We start from the raw sequence: 23,778 nt of genomic DNA, 5'->3' as shown, positions 1-23,778 counted from the left end.
TCAGGCGCTGAGCGCGTCGTAGATTTCCACGTGGATGCGCGCCACGCGATCGATGTTGAACTCGCGCTCGGCCAGCGCCCTGCCGGCGGCGCCCATGGACTGCCGCAAGGCCGGATCCTCGGCCAGACGGGCAATGGCGTCCGCCAGCGCCTGCGCATCGCGCACCGGCACCAGCAGTCCGGTTTCGCCCGGTTCGATCGCATCGCGGCAACCCGGCACGTCGGTGGTCACGACCGCGCGCGCGCAGGCCGCGGCCTCGATCAGCGACTTGGGCAGGCCTTCGCGATAGGAAGGCAGCACGGCGATATGCGAGGCGGCGTACAACGCGGCCACGTCGGAACGTTCGCCTAGTGCGCGCACGCAGCCTTCCTGCTGCCAGGCGTCCACCTCGTCCTGCGTCGCCGAGGCCGGATTGCCAGCGTCCACGCCGCCGACCAACTGCATCGTGACAGGCAAGCCGCGCTCGCGCAGCAGCCTGGCCGCCTGCACGAATTCCTGCACGCCCTTGTCGCGCAGCAATCGAGCCACCATGGTGACCACGACCGGCGGCGCCGGCGGTTCCGGCTGGGCCCGATACGCATTCAAGTCCACGCCGGCGCCCCGGATCATGACGACCTGGGCATCGCGCACCGCACCCAACGACTTGAGCAAATCGCGGTCGCTGGCGTTCTGGAAGATCACGCGGCTATTGGGATGGCCCAGCGCCAGTCGATACAGGCGCGCCACCACGGCGCGCACCAGCTTCATCTTCAGCGAATTGGACAGGAACACGAAGCCCAGGCCGGAAATCGCCGCTACCATGCCCGGCACGTGCGTCAGACGGGCAGCGATGCCGCCATAGAGCACGGGCTTGATCGTGACCAGATGCACGATCTGCGGCCGCAGATGCCGGAACAGCCGTATCAGGGCCAGCAGCGTACCCAGCTCCTGCAAGGGATGCTTGCCGCTGCGCGTCATCGGTATGGCGTGATGCGTCATGCCCAACGCCTGGATGTCGGCCACGGCCGGACCGTCCATGGTGGCGACATGCACCTCGTAGCCCGCCTGTTGCGCGGCCAGCGCCACGGGCACGCGGTGCGACATGAAGAAGGCCGGATTGTTGACGACAAACAGCAGGCGGCGCCCTGCGCTCATGCTTTGACTCCCGAGATGCGGCGCCACACCGCGATATAGCTTTGCACCATGCGAGCCAGGTCGAAATTTTCCAGCACGCGGGCGCGGCCCGCTTCGCCCGCGCGCATGCGGCCGCGCGAGGCCACTTCGCACAGGGCCGTCTCAATGCCGCGGGCCAGAGCCTCGGGCTGCTCCGGCGGCACAACCACGCCGGCATCGCCCACGATAAAGGCCGCGTCGCCCACGTCCGTCACGACGCAGTAGACGCCGCAGGCCATGGCTTCGGCCACCACGTTGGGAAAGCCTTCCGCGCAGCTGGACAGGACATGCAGGTCCAGCCCGTTCATTGCGGCGGGCACGTCGTCGCTTGGACCCGCCAGCACCAGCCGGTCGCGCAGGCCCAGCCTGTCGATCAAGGACGCCAGCTCGGTGTTTGCGGGATCCATGCCGCGGCCAATCAGCACGCAGCGCAGTCCCGCGTCGCGCCCGTCGCGCACCAGCGCGGCGACGGCGCGCAGCAGGTTGGCGTGGTCCTTGAGCGGATCCCAGCGGGCCACGCAACCAATGGCCGGCAGGTCCTGCGGCAAACCCCATTGCGCGCGCACCCGCTGCCGGGCTTCATCATTCGGCGCATAGCGCGACAGGTCATAGCCATTGGCGATGACCACCATGCGTTCGCGGTCATAGCCTTTGTCGGCATGACGCTGCGCCGACTTCTGGGCGGCGCACACGATGGCCTTCGGTATGCGGCCCGACAGCAGCGCGCAGGCCCGCAGCACCAGGCGAGCCGAGCGGCTGCTGCGCTCCAGGTGTTCGCCCGAATTGCGGATGCCCCAGGCGATGGCGCGCACGCCCGCCAGGCGCGCCGCCAGGCCGCCGATCAAATCGGCGTGGTACATCCAGGTCTGCACCGCATCGGGACGCGTCGTCGCGATCAGCGAGCGCAGCGCCAGGAAGCCGCCCAGGCTGACTCGTCCGCGCTTCATGGCCAGCGTATGCACGGCGACGCCTGCCGCGCGCAGACGCTCGCCATAGATGCCTTCGTCCGTCAGCGACACGACGACATGCTCCACGTCAGCCCCGGGATAGGTCGCCAGGCGGAACAGCACGGATTCGGCCCCGCCCTGCCCCAGGCCGGTGATGATGTGCAGGACACGCAGCCGCCGGGCGCTCATCGTCCCTCCCGCACGGCATCGAACAGTTCATCCCATTCCGCCAGGACGCTGGCCAGCGCATAACGCTGGCGCACCGCGGCAGCGCCGCGCATGCCCAGTTGCTGACGCAGGGAGGCATCGCCCAACAAGCGGCGCAAGGCCTCGCGCAGGGCATCGCGATTGCCGGCGGGCACCAACAGGGCATCCTCGCCGTTGCGCGTCATCTCGCGCGGTCCGCTGGGACAATCGAACGCCACGCAGGGCAGGCCCAACGACATGGCTTCCAGCAGCACATTGGGGAAGCCTTCCACCAACGAACTCAGCACGAAGGCCTGGCCTCGCGCCAGTTCATCCCAAGGCGCCTCGGTGCGGCCGGGCAGGCTGATGCGCGACTGCAGGCCCAGGCGCGCGACCTGCTGCTCCAGCGCGCCGCGCTCGGGGCCTTCGCCCCAGATGCGCAGATTCCAGTCCGGGAAGTCGGGCGCCAATTGCGCGAATACATCGATCAGCAGGTCGAACTGCTTATCGGTGACCAGGCGTCCCATTGCGAGCAGTTCACGGGGAGCGCCATCTTCACGCTGCGGCACCAGCGGCGCATCCAGCAAGGGCGCGGGCAAAGGATTGGGAATCACGGCCAGACGCTTGATGCCCGGCACCTGCCGCGCGAACGGGCCGGCGGTATCCTCCGCCTGCACCGTCACCATGTCGGCGCGGGGATACAGGATGCGGCGCAGCTTGCGCCACACCGTTCCCGTCGTGGTTTCGGCCACCGGATTGGTGCGCTCGCAAACGATGAGCGGCGCCTTCAATCCCAGGGAAGCCAGTATGGCGGCCACATTGACGTTGGTCAGGAAGGACACCACCACGTCCGGTTTTGAATCGCGGATGTGTTTGCGCAGCGCGAGCAAACGCTTGAATGCGGCCATGGCTCCCGACGCACGCGTGCCTGCCAGATCCGCAAGCCAGGCCAGTTCGACCTTGTCCGACAGCGGATAGAAGCAGCTGCCCTTGGACGAGTAGGTGGGTGTCAGAATGACGGAATCCCCGCGTTCGGCCCATGCGTTGACCAGCGTGGCGGCGACCCGTTCGGCGCCGCCCGCGTGCATGGAACTGACCAGCATCAAGATTTTCATGCGTCAAAGACTCCCAACCGATCCTCCCTGTTCCTTGCCGCCGCGGTAGCGGTCAAGCCAGGCCTGCATCATCAACACGCCCCACAGATGGCTGTCCCAATTGCGATGGCCCGAGCTGTGCTCGCGCCATTTGCGCAGGATGGGCTCGGGCTCGAACCAGCCCTCCTGGCGCAGGCGCGCCGGGTCCAGCAGCGCATCGGCCCATTCACGCAGCGGGCCGCGCAACCACGCGGCCAGCGGCACGGCGAAGCCGCGCTTGGGACGGTCCACCAGCGCTTGCGGCACATGACGGTGCAGCACCTGGCGCAGCAGCCACTTGCCCGTGTTGCCGCGCACCTTGTATTGGTGCGGCAGGCTCCAGGCGAACTCATACACCCGGTGATCGATCAGCGGCACGCGCGTTTCCAGGCTGACGGCCATGGCGGCGCGGTCCACCTTGACCAGGATGTCGTCCGGCAGGTAGGTCACCGTGTCCAGCTTCATCATGGCTTCGAAAGTGGAACCCTGCATCGCCCGGGCGAATTCGGACACCGGCTCCACCCCGCCCTTCACCACGCTGGAAGGATCGGCCCAGTACGACACGAAATGGCGGTAGAACTCGCCGCGCGTATCGGTGCGCAGCAGCTCGCCCAGCTTGCCGACCTTGCCGCGCCAGGCGCCGCGCCCGGGCAGATGGGTGGACGCACTCAACAACGCGCCGGCGGGCTTGCGCAGCAGCGCCGGGACGCGTTCGCATTGCTGCCACCAGTTGTTCACACGGAAATAGCGCGAATAGCCGCCGAAGAGTTCATCGCCGCCATCGCCGGACAGCGCCACGGTGACGTGCTGGCGCGCCATGCGGGTGACCAGCGAGGTCGGGATCTGCGACGAATCCGCGAACGGCTCGTCGTACATGTCGGCCAGCGTGGGCACCACGGCCAGCGCGTCCTCTGCCGTCACGTACAGTTCGGTGTGGTCGGTGCCAAGATGCGTGGCCACCGCCTTGGCATGCTGCGCCTCGTCGTAGCCCTTCTCGTGAAAGCCGATGGCAAAAGTGCGCACGGGCTGCGAGCTTTGCGCCTGCATCAGAGCCACGATGGTGGACGAGTCGATGCCGCCGGACAGGAAGGCGCCCAGGCTCACGTCCGACAGCATCTGGCCGCCGACCGCCTTGGACAGCACGCCTTCCAGCGCGTCAGTGGCCTGCGCGTCGGATTCGAAAGACAGTAGCGATTGCGCGGAAGTGTCCGCGGCTTCGCGGGCCGACCAGTACACGCGCGGCTCGGGCATGCGGCGGCTGCGGGTGTCATCGGCCGTGAATTCGACCCAGGCGCCCGGGGGCAACTTGGCGATACCCTGGTAAATCGACTGCGGCGCTGGAATGTAGTTGTGCCGCATGAACGACGCCAGCGCGTTGCGGTTGAGCTCGCGGCCGAAGCCCGGAATCGGCATCAGGCCCTTGAGTTCGGACGCGAACACCAGCTCGGCGCCTGAATAGCCGTAGTACAGCGGCTTTTCACCCATGCGGTCGCGCGCCAGCATCAGCTTGCGCGAGGCGCGGTCCCACAACGCGATGGCGAACATGCCCACCGCGGCCTGCAAGGTGGCCTCGATGCCCAGGGCGGTAAAGCCCGCCAGCAGCGTTTCCGTATCGGAATGGCCGCGCCACGACGGCGCCAGCGCAGATTGTTCGAGCTGCTTGCGGATGTCGAGGTGGTTGTAGATTTCACCGTTGAACACCATGACATAGCGGCCGCAGGCCGACGTCATGGGTTGATGGCCGGCCTCGGTCAGGTCGAGAATCGCCAGGCGCACATGCGCCAGCGCCAGCTCGGCCTCGGGATCCTCCCAGAAACCATTGCTGTCCGGCCCGCGGTGGCGGATGCGGCGGCAGCTTTCCGCCAACACCCGCTCCTTGTTCCCGACAGGGCCCCAAATCCCGACTATTCCGCACATGATGAAGTTCTCGTTGTCACTGTAGCAACGGCGCGACGCGCGGCCTCAACGGCCGGTTCCGCGCACACCGTCAAAAAGTTCTTGCCATTTCTGCAGCACGCGCGCGGCCGAAAAACGGTCGCGCACGTCGGTCGCGGCCTGCGCCATGCGTACACGGTCCGCGTCATTGCGCATGACGGCGTCCAGCGCCTTGCATAGCGCGGGCACGTCGCCATTGGGGCGCACCAGCACGCCGTCCACGCCCTCGCGGATGATCTCGCGCGGCCCCGTGTCGCAATCGAACGACACGGCGGCCAGCCCGCTTGCCATGGATTCGAGCAGGGTATTGGACAGCCCTTCGAAGCGCGACGTCAGTACGTACAGATCGGCGCTGTCATACCAGTCGCCGACGTTGCCTGCGCGCCCCGGCATGAAAATCCGCGACGCCAGGCCGGCCTCTAGGGCCTGCGCCTCCAAGGCGCGGCGCTCGTCGCCCTCGCCCAGGATAACCAGATCCCAGCCAGGATGCGACGCCGCCAATTTCGCGTAGGCCTGGATCAGCAGGTCGAAACCCTTGTCGGCGTGCAGGCGCCCCACCGCCAGCAGGCGCTTGCGGCCGTCGCCCGACACCGGCGTCAAGACCGGTTCAGCGCGAGGCAGGGGAAAGTGTACAGGGTTGGGAATGACGGCCAGCTTGCTGCCCGGCACGTGCTGCGCCAGCCAGTCGGCCGTGCCGCGGGTCAGCGCCACCACGCTGGCTGCGCGCGGATATGTGAGGCGGCGCAGGCGCTGCCAGAAGCCCGACAGGGTCTGCGAAGGCGGATGGGTATGCTCGGTGGCGATCACCCGGCAGGACAGGCCCGCGCAGGCCAGTACCGACAGTACCGACGCCGTCGTCATCATGCCCAGCACGATGTCCGGGCGAAACGACTTGACCACGCGGCGCAAGGCGCGCACCCGTTGCACATTGCTCCAGATGCCGCGCAGGCCACCGCCCTCGCCCGCCGTATGCAGGACCTCGCGGCGCACCTTGGGGTGCAGCGTGTAGACGTCGCCCTCGGCGCTGGCCTGCGTCACGACCATGACCTCGCGGCCCATGCCCGCCCAGTGCGCGCTCAGGTCCGCGGCCACGCGCTCCGCGCCGCCGCCATGCAGGGAGTGGATGAACAGCAGGACGCGCGGCGCCGGGCCGGTATCGGTCACGGGCATTCAATCGGCCTCTTTGGGTTCAGGCTTGCGCATTGCCACCAGCAGGTAGCACGCGAAGGACAACAGATACATGAGGCTGGTCGCCAGCATGATGCCGGCCGCTCCCATCCTGGGCGCCAGCACGGTATTCAACACCGCCTTCAGGGCGAAATTGCCGACGGCAATGGCCGCCATCACGCGGTAGCGGTTCTGGCTGGCCAGCAATTGCACCAGGATCAGCACGCCGAAGTAGAACGGCAGTTGCAGCAGCCCCCAGCGAAACACATGCGCCACGGCCTGGGTATTCTCGGCGGTGAAGGCGCCACGCTGGAAAAGCACGGAAACGCCCCACGGCGCCAGTATCCAACCCACGGCGACGGCGACGGCGCCTGCGGCCACCATCAGCACCGACCATTTAAGCGCCATGCCTCGCGCACGAGCGGTGTCGCCGCGCGCCTGAACATCGGCCAGCACCGGCAAGGCCGCGCGCCCCACCGACACGGCGCCAATCCCCAGCACCAGCGACAGCAGCCGGCTGGCATAGCCCAGCGTGGCGTTGGCGTTCGCGCCCAGATTGGCGGCGGCGTACTGGTCCAGCGGACCGACGAAACTCATGGCCACCTGGCCGATCAGCATCACGCCCGCGGCGCCCAGCAGTTCGGGCCAGTGCGGCGATTGCAGCGTCAGCCGGGGCGCGCCCCAAAAGCCGCCATCGGCGCGCGCAGCCAGCCACGCGAGCCAGACGGTCTGGATCGCGTAACCCACCAGCGTGCCCCACAGCAGCGGCCCGACGCCGTCGGCGCTGGCGGCCAGCATCACCCAGGCCAGCGTCGCCACGGCCGGCACGCTGTCCAGCAGGGTATTGACGTGTCTTTCCTGCGCCCGCAGCCGCGCGGCGCTGATGCCGGCAACCAGCAGCAGCGCCGACACCGGCGCGAAGGCGACAAGCAGCTGGCCCGTCATGTCGCCCACGCGGGCCGACAAACCCTGGCCCAGCACGCCGACGACCTGCGGCCAGGCGAACCAGGTCAGCAGCGCCAGCGCAATGCCCGCGGCGGCCACCCAGCCCTGCAGCTCGCGGATGAACAGATTTCTTTCGGCGACATCGGCGCGGCGCAGCCGCACCAGCACCGGGATCAGGACTACCGACAGCACGCCCACGATGGTGACCGGCAGCCAGGTGGCCATGGTCATCGTGAACTGGTAGGCGTCCACGGCGTCGCTGACGCCGTAGCGGTACGCCACCGCCATCTCCTTGATGGCGCCGGCGGCCTTGCCCAGCAGCAGGAACACCGCCACCCGGAAGGCGCCCTTGAAGATGCGCTGGTGGTCCGGGTGGATGCTGCCGAGTTTTCTGACGAGTGCTTTCAAATCAACGCAGGAATTGCGTGTACCAGGGCATGGCCACTTCCAGGCCTTGCAGCACGGTGTGCGTAGGCTCGTAGCCCAGCAACCGGCCTGCCTTGCTGACATCCGCCTGCGAATGACGCACGTCGCCCGCGCGGAAGTCGGCGTAGACCGGCTTCTTGCCATAAACCACGTTTTGGTTGCCCAGGGCTTGCACCAGGAAGCCGAACAGCTGGTTCAAGGTGCTGCGGCCGCTGACCGCCACGTTGTAGACCTGGTTGCGGCCTTCCGGCGCGGCCATGGCCGCGAGGATGTTGGCCTGCACGGCATTTTCCACGAAGCAGAAATCGCGGCTGGTCTCGCCGTCGCCGTTGATGGTGACGTCCTCGTTCTGGATCATCGCGGCCGTCCACTTGGGGATCACGGCCGCATAGGCGCCGTTGGGATCCTGCCGCTTGCCGAACACGTTGAAGTAGCGCAGGCCGACCGACTCGAAGCCGTAGGAACGCGCGAAGACGTCCGCGTAAAGCTCATTGACGTACTTGGTGACCGCATACGGCGACAGGGGGTTGCCGATGTTTTCCTCGACCTTGGGCAACGCCGGGTGGTCGCCGTAGGTCGAGCTGGAGGCCGCGTAGACGAAGGATTTGACTTCGGCGTCGCGCGCCGCCACCAGCATGTTCAGGAAGCCGCCGATGTTCACCTCGTTGGTGGTGATCGGATCCTTCAGCGAGCGGGGTACCGAGCCCAGCGCGGCCTGGTGCAACACGAAATCCACGCCCTGAGCCGCGCGGCGGCAGGCTTCCAGGTCACGGATGTCGCCTTCGATGAAGGTAAAGCGCGCCCACTGCTCGGGCGTGACCGAGTCGCGCACTTCATCCAGATTGTGCTGATGGCCGGTGGCGAAGTTGTCCAGGCCGGTCACGGTCTGGCCCAGCTTCAGCAGGGTTTCCAGCAGGTTCGAACCGATGAAGCCGGCGCAGCCGGTCACCAGCCACTTGCGCGGCGCGGCCGACAGTTCCTTCTTGATGGTCTCAAAGCGGGTGGTCATGGGCAGTCCTTACAGGCGCAGATCGGATTCGGAAGGCGAAAGCACGTACTTCAGGTCATACAGGATGTGCTGCGGCTTGCCGAGCTTGCGGATGCCTTCCGCACCCAACGCCTTGAACTGATTGTGCGCCACGCCCAGGATCACGGCGTCATACTTGCCTTCCTCGGGCTTGGCCACCGGGGTCAGGCCGTATTCGTGCATGGCTTCTTCGGAATCGACCCACGGGTCGTACACGTCGACATCGACGTTGTAGTCGCCCAGTTCCTTCACGATGTCCACGATGCGGGTGTTGCGCAGGTCAGGGCAGTTTTCCTTGAAGGCCAGGCCCATGACCAGCACACGGGCGCCCTGCACGTGGATGCGGCGCTTGGTCATGGCCTTGACCAGTTGCGACACCACGTAGCTGCCCATCGAGTCGTTCAGGCGGCGGCCCGCCAGGATGATCTCGGGGTGATAGCCGATGGATTGCGCCTTGTGAGTCAGGTAATAGGGATCAACGCCGATGCAGTGGCCGCCGACCAGACCCGGGCGGAACGGCAGGAAGTTCCACTTGGTGCCGGCCGCCTGCAGCACGGCTTCGGTGTCGATGCCCATCTTGTTGAAGATCAGGGCCAGCTCGTTGATCAACGCGATGTTCACGTCGCGCTGCGTGTTTTCGATGACCTTGGCGGCCTCGGCCACGCGGATGCTGGAGGCCTTGTGGGTGCCAGCGGTGATGATCTGCTTGTAAAGCTGGTCGACCAGTTCGGCCACTTCGGGCGTCGAACCGGAGGTCACCTTCTTGATCGTGCTGACGCGGTGGTCCTTGTCGCCCGGATTGATGCGCTCGGGGCTGTAGCCGGCAAAGAAGTCCACGTTGAACTTCAGGCCCGACACGCGCTCCAGCACCGGCACGCAGTCTTCTTCGGTGGCGCCAGGGTAGACGGTGGATTCGTAGATGACGATGTCGCCACGCTTGAGCACGGCGCCGATGGTCTCGCTGGCCTTGACCAGCGGGGTCAGGTCCGGCTGCTTGTACTCGTCGATGGGGGTCGGCACGGTCACGATGAACACGTTGGCCTGGCCAAGCACGGCGCGGTCCGCCGTGTAGCTCAACTGGGTTGCTTCCTTCAGCTCTTCATCGCTGACTTCCAGCGTATGGTCGTGGCCCGCCTTGAGCGCGTCGATGCGGCGCGTATTGATATCGAACCCGATGACCGAACGCTTCTTGCCGAACTCCACAGCCAGCGGCAGGCCGACATAGCCCAGGCCGACAACAGCGAGTTTCACATCCTGAATTCGCAACATAACTCTCCCTTCACCGTAGAACGATTACGGCATTTCAAATATGGTCGGGTAATTAGAAAAAGATTACCGAGCCCCCGGCGGCAGCCGCCGGGGCGCCCAAAACTAATCGGAAGTCCGCAAAACGGATGGCAGCAGCAGCCAGCCTGGACGACGCCAGGACACAAGCCGCGAATACAGCCAGATATAGACGGCGGCGAACACCACCAGGCTGGCGCACAGCGCCCAGGCGTTGTCCCACCAGATGGTCGCGGGCACCAGGCCGATCAGGGCCAGCACCCACATGTAAGGCGAGGCCAGCGCATTGCACAGCGCCGGCACCGCATGCCGTCGGCCGCGGCTGAACGTGACACGCACCAGACGGCGGAACACCAGCTGGTGCAGGTGCAGCGCATCCGGCTGGTCCACCGGCACGCCGCGCTTGAAGCGGCGGCGCCAGATCGAAAAACCGGTTTCGAAGACGGGATAGAACAACACCGCCAGCGCGTAGAACGGCGACACCGAAGGATTGCGCACTACCAGCAGCACGGCCAGCTCGGCCAGCATGAAGCCCAGGAAGTACGCGCCGCCATCGCCCAGGAACACGCGCCCGAACGGGAAGTTCCAGACCAGGAAGCCCAGCGTGGCCGAGGCCAGCGCCGCCGCCACCAGGAAAATCGGCACGTCGCCCACTTGCAGCGCCACCAGGCTGATCGAGACGGCCATCAGCGTGGCCACCATGCCGGCCAGGCCGTTCATGCCGTCAACGATATTAAGCGCGTGCGTACAGCCGCCCACCGCGAACATGGTGAACAGCAGCGACACCGGCCAGAAGGAAAGCACGTAATCCACCGGCGCCATGCCCACGCGGCTGACGCCGCCCAGCAGCCACCAGGCGATCGCGGCCGACAGGAAGGCCGCCAGCAGGCGCTTGCTGGCGCCGATGTCCTTGGTGATGTCTTCCAGCAGGCCGGCCACGAACACGGGCAGCGCCGCGACGAATAGCGCGGGCCACAGCCAGGTCAGCGTCATGTTGCTGGGTCCAAGAACCAGCAGGCCCGCCAGCGTGCCCGCGAGCACTGCCAGCCCGCCGACGCGGGGCGTGGCGCGGGAATGGTTGGCTTGGGGCTTGTTGAGGTCGCTGTCGCCGGTGAAGGCGCCATGCCAGCGCTCCGACGCCACGATGAGTCCCCCCACCATGAATGCGACCACGCAAATGTACAGCCAGGTCACCGAGTCACCTCTGGTTGGTCTATCGAGACAGGCCCGCCATTATCGGAGGCAGGTGTAACGCCCATATATGGGAGGAATAAGGAAGTGCAATTCACCGGCACAGAACGTAACGCATTGCGCCATACCGGCAGCACCAGCTTGGAACTGCCATTTGGCTCGATCGCCAAGGCGAAACCGCGCAGGCGCGGAAATAGGGATTTCATGGAACGATTGTAGAACTTTCCGCCCTGGCGCACGCGAAATATCCAAGGGAAAACGCGCAGACCGCCCCCTGGCATAAGTGCCATGAAGGGCTACGGTCGATGCTCTGTTCCAGTTAAATGGGGACACATTTAAAACATCGAAAAAAAAGCCCGAGATCGTGAGATCTCGGGCTAAATCCACCAAAGGAGGAGGGTGGAGGAGACAACCGTGGCATGTTGGGAGCTGGCCTTCTGCTCGCTACGCTTTCGGGGTTTTGCACCGCGCCGACTGCGTTTCAACATCCGATGAATGAATAGTACCGAGGTTTTTTGTGCGATGCAAGAATTTTTTTAGTCTGCCGCACAAGAGATTTTTTGCGTTGCAAATTTGCCGCAACACCCCAAGCATCCCTCTGGAAACCCGCGCCAATCAATGCCTGTTCCAAAAACAGGGTTTTTGCCGAATGGGTAAACCCACCCGGGGCTTACCCTAGCCATCATCGGGTTATCCCGCTCTGGATTTCGCACCAGAACAGTGCGCCTGGCACCAAGTTGCAGCTATTTTTGCGCATTGCAACATTTCGCTTTCCAACTGCTTCAGACCCAGTAAGCGGTAGTCGTCATGACCTTGGACATCGCCCGCATCGCGGCCTTCACTGGCGCCGGCAAGGGCACGCCGCCCGCCGCTTCCGCGCTGGCGCGATGCTGCGCCTCGTCCTCTTTCATCTTCTGCACGATCTGGCGCGACCGCTCGTCTTGCACCGGCAAGGTGCGCAGATGTTCTTCCAGATGCGCTTCGACCTGTTTTTCGGTTTCCGCCATGAAACCCAGATTGCGCGGCACGCCGGCGTAGCTGGCCAGCACGCCGAGCGCAAACGAACCCGCGTACCAAACCGGATTCAGCAGGCTGGGGCGGCTGCCCAGTTCCGTCAGCCTTTGATTGCACCAGGCCAGATGATCCACTTCCTCGGAAGCCGCGTTCAGCAGCAATGCCCGCGGCGCGGGTTCGCGGCATACCGAAGCCTGGCCCCGGTACAGCGCCTGGGCGCAGACCTCGCCGACATGATTCACCCGCATCAAGCCGGCCGCGTGGCGCTTTTCCTGGGCCGACAGGGCTTGCGGCGCCTCATCGGCGGTGGCCGGATACGGACGGCCGGCCGTGGCGCTGCCGGACAGCACCCGCAACGCGCGGTCGGCCTCGGCCAGCAGGGCATCCACGGGGCTGATGCGGCGCAGGAAGGAAACGGGGCTGGGGCGTGACAGAGCGGTGGACATAGGGCAACTCCTCGGCAAGGCTGGCGCACACACCCCTGATGCGGGGCGGGGCTCTCATGCCCGGAATTGTACGCAACAGGTATCATCAGCCATTGACAGCGCTCAAGCTCAAGGACACGACAATATGGAATGCACGATCGACTGGGGCGGCCCGAACGGCATGCTCTTCACCGCCAGCACCGGCAGCGGCCACGTGGCCGTGATGGACGGCGCCGTGGACGGCGGCGGGCACAATCTGGCCCCCCGTCCCATGGAAATGCTGCTGGCCGGCACCGGCGGCTGCACCGCCTATGACGTGGTGCTGATCCTCAAGCGCGGGCGCCATGCCGTCAGCGGCTGCAGCGTCAAGCTCCAGGCCGACCGCGCCGATACCGACCCCAAGGTCTTCACCCGCATCCATTTCGCCTTCACCGTTACCGGCCACAACCTGCCGCGCGCCGCGGTCGAGCGCGCGGTGCAGCTGTCGCACGAAAAATACTGCTCGGCCTCGGCCATGCTGGAGAAGACTGCGGCGCTGACCTTCTCGGTCGAGATCGTCGACACGCAGGAAACGCCGGCCGCCGCCTGAACCGCGCCCGCGTGGTGTAATTCATCTATTCCTAACTTATAAGAGCCGCCGCGATCCGTTCGCGGCGGCTGTCTGCGTCACCCGCCGGGCGAGCGTGCGCAAGGACCGCCATGAAACAATACCTGGACCTCGTTCAATCCATCCTGGACACCGGCGCGTGGCAGGAGAACCGCACGGGCATACGCACCCTGAGCATGCCGGGCGCATCGCTGCGCTTCGACCTGCAAAAAGGGTTCCCCGCAGTGACCACGAAGAAGCTGGCCTTCAAGTCCGCCATCGGCGAAATGGTGGGTTTTCTGCGCGCCTCGCGCAGCGCAGCGGAATTCCGCGAGCTTGGCTGCAAGGTCTGGGACCAGAATGCCAACGAGAACAGCCAGTGGCTGGCCAACCCGTACCGTGAAGGACCCGACGACCTGGGCCCGGTCTACGGCGTGCAATGGCGCCAGTGGCCGGCCTACAAGATGCTGGACGCCAGCCGCTCGGCGCAGATCGCCGACGCCCTGTCGCGCGGCTACGCCAAGGTCTCCGATCTGGAGGAAGGCGGCGTGCCCAAGGTGCTGCTCTACAAGGCGGTGGACCAGCTGCGGCAATGCCTGGACACCATCCATGAGCGGCCCGGCGACCGCCGCATCCTGTTCCACGGCTGGAACTGGGCGCAGATCGAGGAAATGGCGCTGCCGCCGTGTCACCTGCTCTACCAATTCCTGCCGAACGCGACGACCCGCGAGATATCGCTGTGCCTGTACATCCGTTCCAACGACGTCGGTTTGGGCACGCCATTCAATCTCACCGAAGGTGCGGCCCTGCTACATCTGGTCGGCCGACTGACTGGCTACACGCCGCGCTGGTTCACCTATTTCATCGGCGACGCGCACATTTACGAAAACCACCTGCCGATGCTGCGTGAGCAACTCACGCGCGAGCCCTACGAAGCGCCCACGCTGGTGCTGTCGGACCGCATTCCCGATTTCGCGGTCACCGGACGCTATGAGCCCGAATGGCTGGAGAAGGTGGAACCCAGCGACTTTTCATTGTCGGGCTACACCCACCACGCCCCCCTCACCGCCGCCATGGCCGTATAGACCGTGGCAGCCTGCGTGCTCATGGCCGCAGGTGAAGATTGGTGAGCATCTGGAAGCGTGTTTTCGGTATAACCCATCCCTTAGCCATGGACGCGCGTCCAGAAATGCCCGCGCGCCATTGCTTCCGACCGGCACCTGCCGCGCCGTGCCTGTCGCTCGCCGCGACCCGGGCAGTCCGCCCGGCAGCGCCGTCCGCAGGCGTTGCTCAGCCGCACTCCCCTTCCCAAAAAGAGAGCACGTGTATCACCAGCGTCGACCGCCGAATTCTGTCTTGCGACCGACTTGCAACCATAGACTACCAATTGAATTGATATGAAGCCCGCGCGGCGGCAGCATGCGCCAAGGACAGGACCCTACAAATGCTCGTCGGAACTTATAACCCTTCGCTCGTCCTCGTATCTCTAGGAGTCGCCATCCTGGCGTCGTACACGGCGTTGGGCATGGCCAACCGCGTCAGGGCCTCGCACGGGTTGCCCAGCGCGCGCTACTGGTTGGCGGGCGGCGCGTTCGCGATGGGCGTGGGCATCTGGTCCATGCACTTCGTGGGCATGCTGGCCTTCAGCCTGCCCATTGCCATGGGTTACGACCTGCCCCTGACCGTCCTGTCGCTGGTCATTGCCATCGGCTGCTCCGCCTTCGCGCTATGGACTGTAAGCAAGGATGAGCTGCCGCGGCGACGGCTGATGATCGGCGCCCTGCTCATGGGAGCCGGCATCGCGGCGATGCACTACCTCGGCATGGCCGCCATGCTCATGGAACCCGGCATCGTCTACGACGCCAAATGGTTCGCGCTGTCCATCGTGATTGCCGTGGCCGCCTCCGGCGCGGCGCTGTGGATCACCTACCGGCTGCGCCACGGCGGCCCCCGCGTGGTCTGGTCGCGGCCGCTGGCGGCAGTGATCATGGGCATCGCCATCGTCGGCATGCACTACACCGGCATGGCCGCCGCCGGATTCCCCGCGGGCAGTATCTGCATGGCGGCCAACAGCGGCATTTCGGCCGGCTGGCTGGCCATCGCCGTGACCGCGGTGACCCTGAGCGTGCTGGCCATCGCCCTGCTGGTCGCGGTGCTGGACAACCGGCTGGAGGCGCGCACCTCGGCCCTGGCTTCTTCGTTGGCCGAGGCCAACGAAGAACTGGTGCAACTGGCGTTGCACGACACGCTGACCAAGCTGCCCAACCGCATCCTGCTGGAAGACCGGCTGGAGCAGGCGATCGAAAGCGCCAGCCGCCGCAAGGGCTACTTCGCAGTCCTGTTCTTCGACCTGGACGGCTTCAAGGCGGTCAATGACGCCTACGGACACCACACCGGCGACGCTTTGCTGATCGACCTGGCGCAGCGCATCCGCCAGGCCCTGCGCACGCAGGACACCGTGGCGCGCCTGGGCGGCGACGAGTTCATCGTGCTGAGCGAAGTGATCGAACCCACCGACGCAGCCAACGTCGCCGACCGCCTCATCGACGCCATCGCGCGACCCGTCACTGTCTACGGGCATGAGGTGATGGTGACCTCGAGCGTGGGCATCGCCATCTATCCCAACGACGGCCAGGACACCCACGCCCTGCTGACCAACGCCGATGCGGCGATGTACCACGCCAAGCGCCTGGGCGGCACTGGCTACAGCTTCTTCGAACCGTCCATGAATGCGGACGCGCACGAGCAGATCGAACTGCTGCACGACCTGCGCCTGGCGCAGGAGCGCAACCAGCTCGTCCTGCACTACCAACCCAAGTACGAAGCGCCCGCCGGCCCCATCATCGGCGCCGAGGCGCTGCTGCGCTGGAACCACCCGACCCGCGGCCTGGTGGGCCCGGACCAGTTCATCCCCACGGCGGAAAAGACCGGCCTGATCCTGTCCATCGGCGAATGGGTGATCAACGAGGCCTGCCGCCAGATGCGGGAATGGATCAACGCCGGCCAGGGCCACTGGACCGTCGCCGTCAATATCTCGGCCCTGCAGTTCGCCCACGCCAGCCTGGTGGAAACGGTACGCTCGGCCCTGGACCGCCATGGCGTGCCGCCGGCCTGCCTGACCCTGGAAGTGACCGAGTCCACCGCCATGCGCGACGCCGAGGCCAGCCTGGCGGTGCTCAAGCGCCTGTCGAACCTGGGCGTGACGATTTCGATCGACGACTTCGGCACCGGCTATTCCAGCCTGCTCTATCTGAAGCGGCTCCCGGCCACCGAGCTGAAGATCGACCGCGGCTTCGTCAACCAGCTGGAGAACGACAACGAGGACGCCGCCATCGTCTCGGCCATCGTCGCGCTGGCGCAGCAACTCAACCTGCGCATCGTCGCCGAGGGCGTGGAAACGCCGGCGCAACAGAAGTTCCTGACGGGCCTGGGCTGCGATTCGCTGCAGGGCTTCCTGCTGGGCAAACCCATGCCCGCCACCGAATTCCTGGAACACGCGGTCGACTGAGCGGCCCGCGCGGCGCAAGCCGCCGCGCAAATTTGCTACGCTTGCCGTAGCCAACCGGCCGAACCCCTACCGTCCCGACCCCGCATGCCCGCCAGCCTTACCCTCATCGTCGCCTACTCCACCAATCGCGCCATCGGACGCGACAATGCCCTGCCCTGGAAACTGCCGGGCGATCTGGCGCATTTCAAGCGCAGCACCCTGGGCCACCCCATCATCATGGGCCGCAAGACCTGGGACTCGCTGGGTCGGCCGTTGCCCGGCCGCAGCAACATCGTGATCAGCCGCAACCCCGATTTCAGCGCTGCGGGCGCCATCGTGGTGCCGTCGCTCGAAGCAGCGATCCAGGCCTGCGGCGACATCGATGCGGCCTATGTGATCGGCGGCGCGCAGATCTACGCGCAAGCCCTGCCGCTGGCCCAGCGCGTGCTGGCCACTGAAGTCCGCGCCGAGGTTGAAGGCGACGCCTTCTTCCCCCTGCTGCCCGCCTTCCAATGGAAGGAAACGGCGCGCGAAGCGCAGCCGGCCGAAAACGGCTACGAATACGATTTCGTGACTTACGAGCGCCAGTGACTCAGGCCGCCGCCCCGGCATTTCGCATGAAGCGCCAGAGCGCTGGCGCCTCCGAGTAAGCGACGTTGAAACGCACCCAGGGCGTATCGGCCTCGTCCGCCTCGAAATAGGAACCGGGCGCCAGCCAGATCCCGTCCTTCAGCGCCAGTTCCGCGAGTCCGTTGGCGCCGCGTTCGCGCCACTGCCCGGCCACCTTGGCCCACAGGAAAAGGCCGCCTTGCGGCCTCCCATAGATCTCGAAGCCATGCTGCGCCATCAGCTCGCCCACGCCGGCATGGGCCTCTGCCAGCCGTTCGCGGGTGCGGGCGATGTGGGCACGGTAGCGGCCTTCGCGGATGACCTGGTGGACGATGCGCTCCATGATCTCCGGCGAGGTCAGGCCCACCGCCATCTTGGTGCGCGCGATGTCGCGCGCCAGATCGCGATGCGCCACCACGTAGCCCACCCGCACCGATGGACTGATGACCTTGGAGTAGCCGCCCAGGTAGACCACGCGCCGCGCCCCGTCCAGGGCGGCCAGCATGGGCGTTACGCCGGGCGCAAGTTCGCGCGAGATATCGTCTTCCACCACCCACAGGCCATGCCGCTCGGCCGCCTGCAGGATGCGGAAGGCATTGGCCATGCTGATGCTGGCGCCCGACGGGTTCTGCAAGGCGGTGTTGACGACCAGCGCTCTCGGCCGGTGGCGAGCCACCACCGCTTCCAGCGCCTCGCAGTCCAGCCCGTCCGGCGTGCGGGGCACGGACACCGCGCGCAAGCCAGCCAGGCGCAGCATCTGCAGCAGGTTGGCGTAGGCGGGCTGTTCCACCACCACCGTGTCGCCCGGCCGCAGCAGGGTGCGTATCACCATGTCCAGCCCGTGCGTCACGCCCTGGGTCAGCACGACCTGCGAGGCTTCGACCTCCATGCCCTGCGCGCTCAGGCTGGCCGCGATGGTCTCGCGCAGCGGCGCGTAGCCGTAGGGATGGCCGTAGTTCGCGATACGCATGGCCGGCACCCGCCCCATATGGCGCAGGGCCATGTGCAGCCCCTCTTCGTTCAACCATTCGCCCGGCAGCCAGCCGCAGCCCGATTTGATGGGGATGGAATGGTCCGCGAAGATATCCGACAGCAGCCAGCCGGCGTTCAGGCGCGGCGGCTCCCAGGATGGCGGCTGGGCGGGGCGCGCCGGCGCGTCCGGCGTCGCGACCCGATAGCCCGCGCCCGGCCGCGCCGCCAGCCAGCCCAGCGATACCAGCCGGCTGTAGGCGCTGGCCACCGTGAAGGTGCTGACGTCATACAGGCGAGCAAACTCCCGCACCGAGGGTAGGGACATACCCGGACGCAGTGTCTGTTCTTCGATGGCGCGCAGGATGGCGGCGACCAGCTGCTCGACCAGGGTCGGCGCCTGGCCGCGAGCGCGGTTGGGCTGGAAATCGATCACGGAGATAACTGTACAGTTGTGTCGTTCATAACTATACAGTTAGCCGCATTTGCGCGGATCGTATATTTTCATTCCTATCCGGACGCACCAGAATCGTTTCAATCCCGCTGGCTGCACAACCGTCGCCCAAGTCCAGCGCTTGTCCGTCCCCTGGAGCCGCCATGAACGCCCCCGACAAACTGCCCGACCTGTCCCACCTCTGGATGCCCTTCACTGCCAACAAGCAGTTCAAGGCCCACCCGCGCATGCTGGCGACCGCCAAGGGCATGTATTACACCTCGACCGACGGCCGCCAGATCCTGGACGGCACGGCCGGCCTGTGGTGCGTCAACGCCGGCCACGGCCGCGAGGAAATCGTCGCCGCGATCTCCAAGCAGGCAGGCGTGATGGACTACGCGCCGGGCTTCCAGCTGGGCCACCCGCTGGCCTTCGAGGCCGCGACCGCAGTCGCGAGCATGATGCCGCAGGGCCTGGACCGGGTTTTCTTCACGAACTCGGGCTCCGAATCCGTCGACACCTGCCTGAAGATCGCCCTGGCCTATCACCGCGCCCGCGGCGAAGGCCAGCGCACCCGCCTGATCGGCCGCGAGCGCGGCTACCACGGCGTAGGCTTCGGCGGCATCTCGGTCGGCGGCATCTCGACCAACCGCAAGACCTTCTCCGGCGCGCTGCTGCCCGCCGTGGATCATCTGCCGCACACCCACAACATCGAGCAGAACGCCTATTCCAAGGGCCAGCCGGCCTGGGGCGCGCACCTTGCCGACGAACTGGAGCGCATCGTCGCCCTGCACGACCCGTCCACCATCGCCGCGGTCATCGTCGAACCCATGGCGGGTTCGACCGGCGTGCTGATCCCGCCCAAGGGCTATCTGGAAAAGCTGCGCGAGATCACCTCCAAGCACGGCATCCTGCTGATATTCGACGAAGTCATCACCGCGTACGGCCGCCTGGGCGCCGCCACGGCCTCCGAGTTCTTCGGCGTCACGCCGGACATCATCGCCATGGCCAAGGGCGTGAGCAACGCCGCCGTGCCGGCTGGCGCGGTCGCGGTCAAGCGCGAAGTGCATGACGCCATCGTCAACGGCCCGGCCGGCGGCATCGAGTTCTTCCACGGCTACACCTATTCGGCGCACCCGCTGGCCGCCGCCGCCATCCTGGCCACGCTGGACATCTACCGCCGCGAAGACCTGTTCGGCCGCGCCCGCAAGCTGTCCGGCGCCTTCCAGGAAGCCGCCCACAGCCTGAAGGGCGCGCCGCACGTCATCGACGTGCGCAACCTGGGTCTGGTCTGCGGCATTGAGCTCGCGCCGCGCGCGGGCGCTCCCGGCGCGCGCGCCGCCGAAGTCTTCCAGAAGTGCTTCGACAGCGGCCTGATGGTGCGGTACACCGGCGACATCATCGCGATCTCGCCCCCGCTCATCATCGAAGAGGCGCAGATCGGCCAGATCTTCGAACAGATCGGCCGCATCCTGAAAGAAGTCGCCTGATCGTCCGCCGCCCCGCGAGGGGCGGTTTTTCGCCTGGGCGGCCGACGGCCGCCCTGTGGCATTTTTCAAAGCCCCAGATTCGAGCGTTCCCATGAAGAAGATCCCGCATTTCATCAATGGCCAGCACTACGACGGCCGCAGCAACCGCTACGCCGACGGCTTCAACCCCGCCACCGGCGAAGTCACCGCGTCCATTCCGCTGGCGTCGAATGACGAAGTCGCGCTGGCCGTGGCCGCTGCCAAGGCCGCGTTTCCGGCCTGGTCCGAAACGCCCGCGCTCAAGCGCGCACGCATCCTGTTCAATTTCAAGGCGCTGCTGGACAAGCATCAGGACGAACTGGCAGAACTGATCACCCGCGAACATGGCAAGGTCTTCTCCGACGCCAAGGGCGAGGTCACGCGTGGCATCGAAATCGTCGAATTCGCCTGCGGCATTCCGCAGTTGATGAAGGGCCAGTACTCCGACCAGATCGGCGGCGGCATCGACAACTGGAGCATGCGCCAGGCCCTGGGCGTAGTGGCCGGCATCACGCCGTTCAACTTCCCCATGATGGTGCCGTGCTGGATGTTCCCGGTGGCCATCGCCTGCGGCAACACCTTCGTGCTCAAGCCTTCCGAGCGCGACCCGTCGGCGTCCGTGCGCCTGGCCGAACTGCTGGCCGAAGCCGGCCTGCCCGAAGGCGTGTTCAACGTCGTGCACGGCGACAAGCAGGCGGTGGACGCGCTGATCGCGCATCCCGACGTCGAGGCCCTGTCCTTCGTCGGCTCGACGCCGATTGCCGAATACATCTACGCCGAAGGCACCCGCCGCGGCAAGCGCGTGCAGGCGCTGGGCGGCGCGAAGAACCACATGGTGGTCATGCCCGATGCCGACCTGGACCAGGTCACCGACGCGCTGATGGGCGCGGCCTATGGCTCGGCCGGCGAACGCTGCATGGCCATCTCGGTGGCGGTGGCGGTGGGCGACGTGGCCGACAAGGTGGTCGAACGCCTGACGCCGCGCGTCAAGGCGCTGGTGGTCAAGGACGGCATGCAAGGCGATGCAGAGATGGGCCCGCTCGTCACCTCGCAGCATCGCGGCAAGGTCGTGGGCTATATCGAAGACGGCATCGCCGCCGGCGCCACGCTGGTGGTCGACGGCCGCGGCTTGAAGGTACCTGGCAACGAAAAGGGCTTCTTCCTCGGCGGCACGCTGTTCGACAACGTCAAGCCTGCCATGAACATCTACCGCGAAGAAATCTTCGGGCCTGTGCTGTGCGTGGTGCGCGTGCCGGACTTCGCCTCGGCAGTCGAACTGATCAACGCCCATGAATTCGGCAATGGCGTGGCCTGCTTCACGTCCGACGGCGGCGTGGCGCGCGCCTTCGCGCGCCAGATCAAGGTCGGCATGGTCGGCATCAACGTGCCGATCCCGGTACCCATGGCCTGGCATTCGTTCGGCGGCTGGAAGCGCTCGCTGTTCGGCGACCATCACGCCTACGGCGAAGAAGGCATCCGCTTCTATTCGCGCTACAAGAGCGTGATGCAGCGCTGGCCCGACAGCATCGCCAAGGGCGCCGAGTTCACCATGCCTGTAGCGAAGTGAGCCCACCCCCGAAGCGCTGCGCGCTTCCCCCTCAGGCGGGCCCCCCTCAAGGGGGCGTCGCTGCGGACCGGCAAAGCCGGATCCGCGCGACCCCGCTTGGGACGATCTTGCCAGTTAGTTGCGTTGTGCCCGTTTGCAGCGGGAACTGAAATGGGCGCGGCGTAGCCGCGCCTTCCTCATATCAAAAACGACAAGGGGAATCCTGATGCGCATCGGGATAGGCGGCTTTCAGCATGAGACCAATACGTTCGCGCCTTCGCGCGCGGCGTGGGAAGATTTTGCCGAGAAAGGCGGGGGCTGGCCCAAGCTGGTCAGCGGGCCCGCCATGTTCCAGGCGGTGGCTGGCGCCAACATACCGGTGGCGGGCTTCATCGAAGCCATGGGACGGCACACCTTGCTACCTACTACCTGGGCGGCGGCCAGCCCCTCGGGTCCGGTCACCAAGGATGCGTTCGAACGCATCAGCGCGATGATCCTGCAAGGGCTGTCGCAGGCGCTGCCGCTGGATGGCGTCTATCTGGACCTGCACGGCGCCATGGTCACGGAACACCTGGACGACGGCGAAGGCGAACTGCTCAAGCGCGTGCGCGAGCTGGTGGGTCCGGACGTGCCTGTCGTGGCCAGCCTGGACCTGCATGCCAACGTCACCCGCGCCATGGTGCGCCACGCGGACGCGCTGGTCTGCTATCGCACCTATCCTCACATCGACATGGCCGAAACCGGGCAGCGCGCAGCCGAACTGCTGGCCGCGCGGCTGGCGGGCGCGCCGCGTCCCTGCGTGGCCCTGCGTGCGCTGCCCTACCTGATTTCGCTGTGCTGGCAGTCCACCGACATCGAACCCTCGCGCAGCCTGTACCAGATGGTGGGTGACATCGAAGCGCGTGGCGCCCTCAGCCTGTCGTTCGCCACGGGTTTTCCCGCAGCCGATTTCCCCGAGTGCGCGCCCACCGTTTGGGCTTATGGCGCCACCCAAGCCGACGCCGACGCCGCTGCCGACGAAATGGCGCGCGCCGTGCTCAACGCCGAACGCGACTTCGGCGGCAGGCTCTACACGCCCGACGAAGCCGTGCAGGAAGCCATGCGCCTGGCGCGCGACGCGCACAAACCCGTGGTCATCGCCGACGCGCAGGACAACCCGGGCGCGGGCGGCAGCTCGGACACCACCGGCGTCTTGCGCGCCCTGATCCGGCACGATGCGCGCGACACCGCCATCGGCCTCATCGTCGACCCCGCGGCCGCGCTGGCGGCCCATCGCGCGGGCGCTGGAAACAAGGTACGTATTGCATTGGGTGGACACTCGGGTATTCCCGACGATGAACCGCTGGACACCGAGTTCATCGTCGGGAAAACTTCAGATGGACGCTTCGATACGCACGGCGCCTTCTATCGCGGCTTCCATATGGACCTGGGCCCCAGCGCCTGCCTGCGCGTAGGCGGCGTACGCATCATCGTCGCCTCCAACAAGGTGCAGATGGCCGACCAGGAGATGTTCCGCTTCGCCGGCGTGGAACCGCAACGCGCAGCGATCCTGGTGGTCAAGAGCTCCGCCCACTTCCGCGCGGATTTCACCGGCATCGCGGAAAAGATCCTGGTATGCGCGGCCCCGGGTTCCATGCTGATGGATGCGGCAAAACAACCATGGACACGGTTGCGTCCCGGCATCAGAATGGCGCCTTGCGGACCTGTCTTTTCGGGCGGGCCCGCTACCGCCTGAAGCTCGCACGCCGCCACCGCGCGGCGGACCAACGACGCAGCGGCGCGATGGCGCCGCTCACCACGCATCAAGG

Annotated in this window: 18 protein-coding genes; 7 read left to right on the top strand and 11 right to left on the bottom strand. The window is 66.3% G+C overall.

Annotation, left to right across the window (positions count from 1 at the left end; genetic code table 11):
* From AC1RHV_RS17405 to coq7, 10 genes are all read right to left on the bottom strand, one after another.
* Complete coding sequence (locus AC1RHV_RS17405; protein ID WP_492301482.1) at positions 1–1,134, bottom strand: glycosyltransferase family 4 protein; 1,134 nt, start codon at positions 1,132–1,134, stop codon at positions 1–3.
* Positions 1,131–2,288 (bottom strand): glycosyltransferase family 4 protein, encoded by a 1,158-nt coding sequence (locus AC1RHV_RS17400; protein ID WP_492301480.1) that lies wholly within the window; start codon positions 2,286–2,288, stop codon positions 1,131–1,133. Before AC1RHV_RS17400 ends, AC1RHV_RS17405 begins: the two co-directional genes overlap by 4 nt.
* Positions 2,285–3,400, bottom strand: a complete 1,116-nt coding sequence (locus tag AC1RHV_RS17395; RefSeq protein ID WP_492301479.1) for a glycosyltransferase family 4 protein — start codon at positions 3,398–3,400, stop codon at positions 2,285–2,287. Before AC1RHV_RS17395 ends, AC1RHV_RS17400 begins: the two co-directional genes overlap by 4 nt.
* A 3-nt stretch (positions 3,401–3,403) precedes the next feature.
* Positions 3,404–5,335 carry an asparagine synthase (glutamine-hydrolyzing) gene (gene asnB / locus AC1RHV_RS17390; protein WP_175212606.1) on the bottom strand — a complete coding sequence of 644 codons (1,932 nt, stop codon included), beginning with the start codon at positions 5,333–5,335 and terminating at the stop codon, positions 3,404–3,406.
* A gap of 45 nt (positions 5,336–5,380) precedes the next feature.
* Entirely contained in the window at positions 5,381–6,523 is a 1,143-nt protein-coding gene (locus tag AC1RHV_RS17385; RefSeq protein ID WP_119450312.1) for a glycosyltransferase family 4 protein, read from the bottom strand.
* A complete protein-coding gene (gene murJ / locus AC1RHV_RS17380) occupies positions 6,524–7,873 on the bottom strand; it encodes a murein biosynthesis integral membrane protein MurJ (protein WP_306653206.1) in 1,350 nt (449 codons plus the stop codon).
* A 1-nt stretch (position 7,874) separates the two neighbouring features.
* On the bottom strand, positions 7,875–8,900 hold the full coding sequence (locus tag AC1RHV_RS17375; RefSeq protein ID WP_054451975.1) for an SDR family oxidoreductase: 1,026 nt from the start codon (positions 8,898–8,900) through the stop codon (positions 7,875–7,877).
* A gap of 9 nt (positions 8,901–8,909) precedes the next feature.
* Positions 8,910–10,187, bottom strand: a complete 1,278-nt coding sequence (tviB, locus tag AC1RHV_RS17370) for a Vi polysaccharide biosynthesis UDP-N-acetylglucosamine C-6 dehydrogenase TviB (protein WP_054451976.1) — start codon at positions 10,185–10,187, stop codon at positions 8,910–8,912.
* Between the two features lie 102 nt (positions 10,188–10,289).
* Positions 10,290–11,396, bottom strand: coding sequence for an MraY family glycosyltransferase (locus AC1RHV_RS17365; protein WP_013396215.1), 1,107 nt, complete (start codon positions 11,394–11,396; stop codon positions 10,290–10,292).
* A gap of 779 nt (positions 11,397–12,175) precedes the next feature.
* Positions 12,176–12,853, bottom strand: coding sequence for a 2-polyprenyl-3-methyl-6-methoxy-1,4-benzoquinone monooxygenase (coq7, locus tag AC1RHV_RS17360; protein ID WP_013396216.1), 678 nt, complete (start codon positions 12,851–12,853; stop codon positions 12,176–12,178).
* A gap of 124 nt (positions 12,854–12,977) precedes the next feature.
* On the opposite strand from coq7, the gene AC1RHV_RS17355 reads away from it, so the two are divergent.
* The 4 genes from AC1RHV_RS17355 (at position 12,978) to AC1RHV_RS17340 (ending at position 17,496) form a co-directional block, all read left to right on the top strand.
* Entirely contained in the window at positions 12,978–13,421 is a 444-nt protein-coding gene (locus AC1RHV_RS17355) for an OsmC family protein (RefSeq protein ID WP_119450316.1), read from the top strand.
* 110 nt (positions 13,422–13,531) lie between these two features.
* On the top strand, positions 13,532–14,503 hold the full coding sequence (locus AC1RHV_RS17350; protein WP_054451978.1) for a thymidylate synthase: 972 nt from the start codon (positions 13,532–13,534) through the stop codon (positions 14,501–14,503).
* Between the two features lie 359 nt (positions 14,504–14,862).
* Positions 14,863–16,926: a putative bifunctional diguanylate cyclase/phosphodiesterase gene (locus AC1RHV_RS17345; RefSeq protein WP_054451979.1), complete on the top strand. Its 2,064-nt coding sequence runs from the start codon at positions 14,863–14,865 to the stop codon at positions 16,924–16,926.
* An 84-nt stretch (positions 16,927–17,010) separates the two neighbouring features.
* Entirely contained in the window at positions 17,011–17,496 is a 486-nt protein-coding gene (locus AC1RHV_RS17340; protein ID WP_054451980.1) for a dihydrofolate reductase, read from the top strand.
* 1 nt (position 17,497) lies between these two features.
* On the opposite strand, the gene AC1RHV_RS17335 is transcribed toward AC1RHV_RS17340, so the two are convergent.
* The gene (locus AC1RHV_RS17335; protein ID WP_054451981.1) at positions 17,498–18,919 is read right to left on the bottom strand and encodes an aminotransferase-like domain-containing protein; all 1,422 of its coding nucleotides are present in this window, start codon (positions 18,917–18,919) and stop codon (positions 17,498–17,500) included.
* 161 nt (positions 18,920–19,080) lie between these two features.
* Here AC1RHV_RS17335 and aptA point away from each other — a divergent pair, with 161 nt between their 5' ends.
* The 3 genes from aptA to AC1RHV_RS17320 all read left to right on the top strand — a co-directional run bounded on the left by aptA (position 19,081) and on the right by AC1RHV_RS17320 (position 23,705).
* On the top strand, positions 19,081–20,406 hold the full coding sequence (aptA, locus tag AC1RHV_RS17330) for an omega-aminotransferase AptA (protein ID WP_054451982.1): 1,326 nt from the start codon (positions 19,081–19,083) through the stop codon (positions 20,404–20,406).
* A 91-nt stretch (positions 20,407–20,497) separates the two neighbouring features.
* Positions 20,498–21,991 carry a CoA-acylating methylmalonate-semialdehyde dehydrogenase gene (locus AC1RHV_RS17325; protein ID WP_054451983.1) on the top strand — a complete coding sequence of 498 codons (1,494 nt, stop codon included), beginning with the start codon at positions 20,498–20,500 and terminating at the stop codon, positions 21,989–21,991.
* Positions 21,992–22,196: 205 nt separating this feature from the next.
* The gene (locus tag AC1RHV_RS17320; RefSeq protein ID WP_492301474.1) at positions 22,197–23,705 is read left to right on the top strand and encodes a M81 family metallopeptidase; all 1,509 of its coding nucleotides are present in this window, start codon (positions 22,197–22,199) and stop codon (positions 23,703–23,705) included.
* Positions 23,706–23,778: the final 73 nt, after the last annotated feature.

The sequence above is a fragment of the Achromobacter sp. GW823-FHT04E03 genome (assembly GCF_058796095.1).
This window is presented reverse-complemented; position numbering and strand designations above follow the sequence as displayed.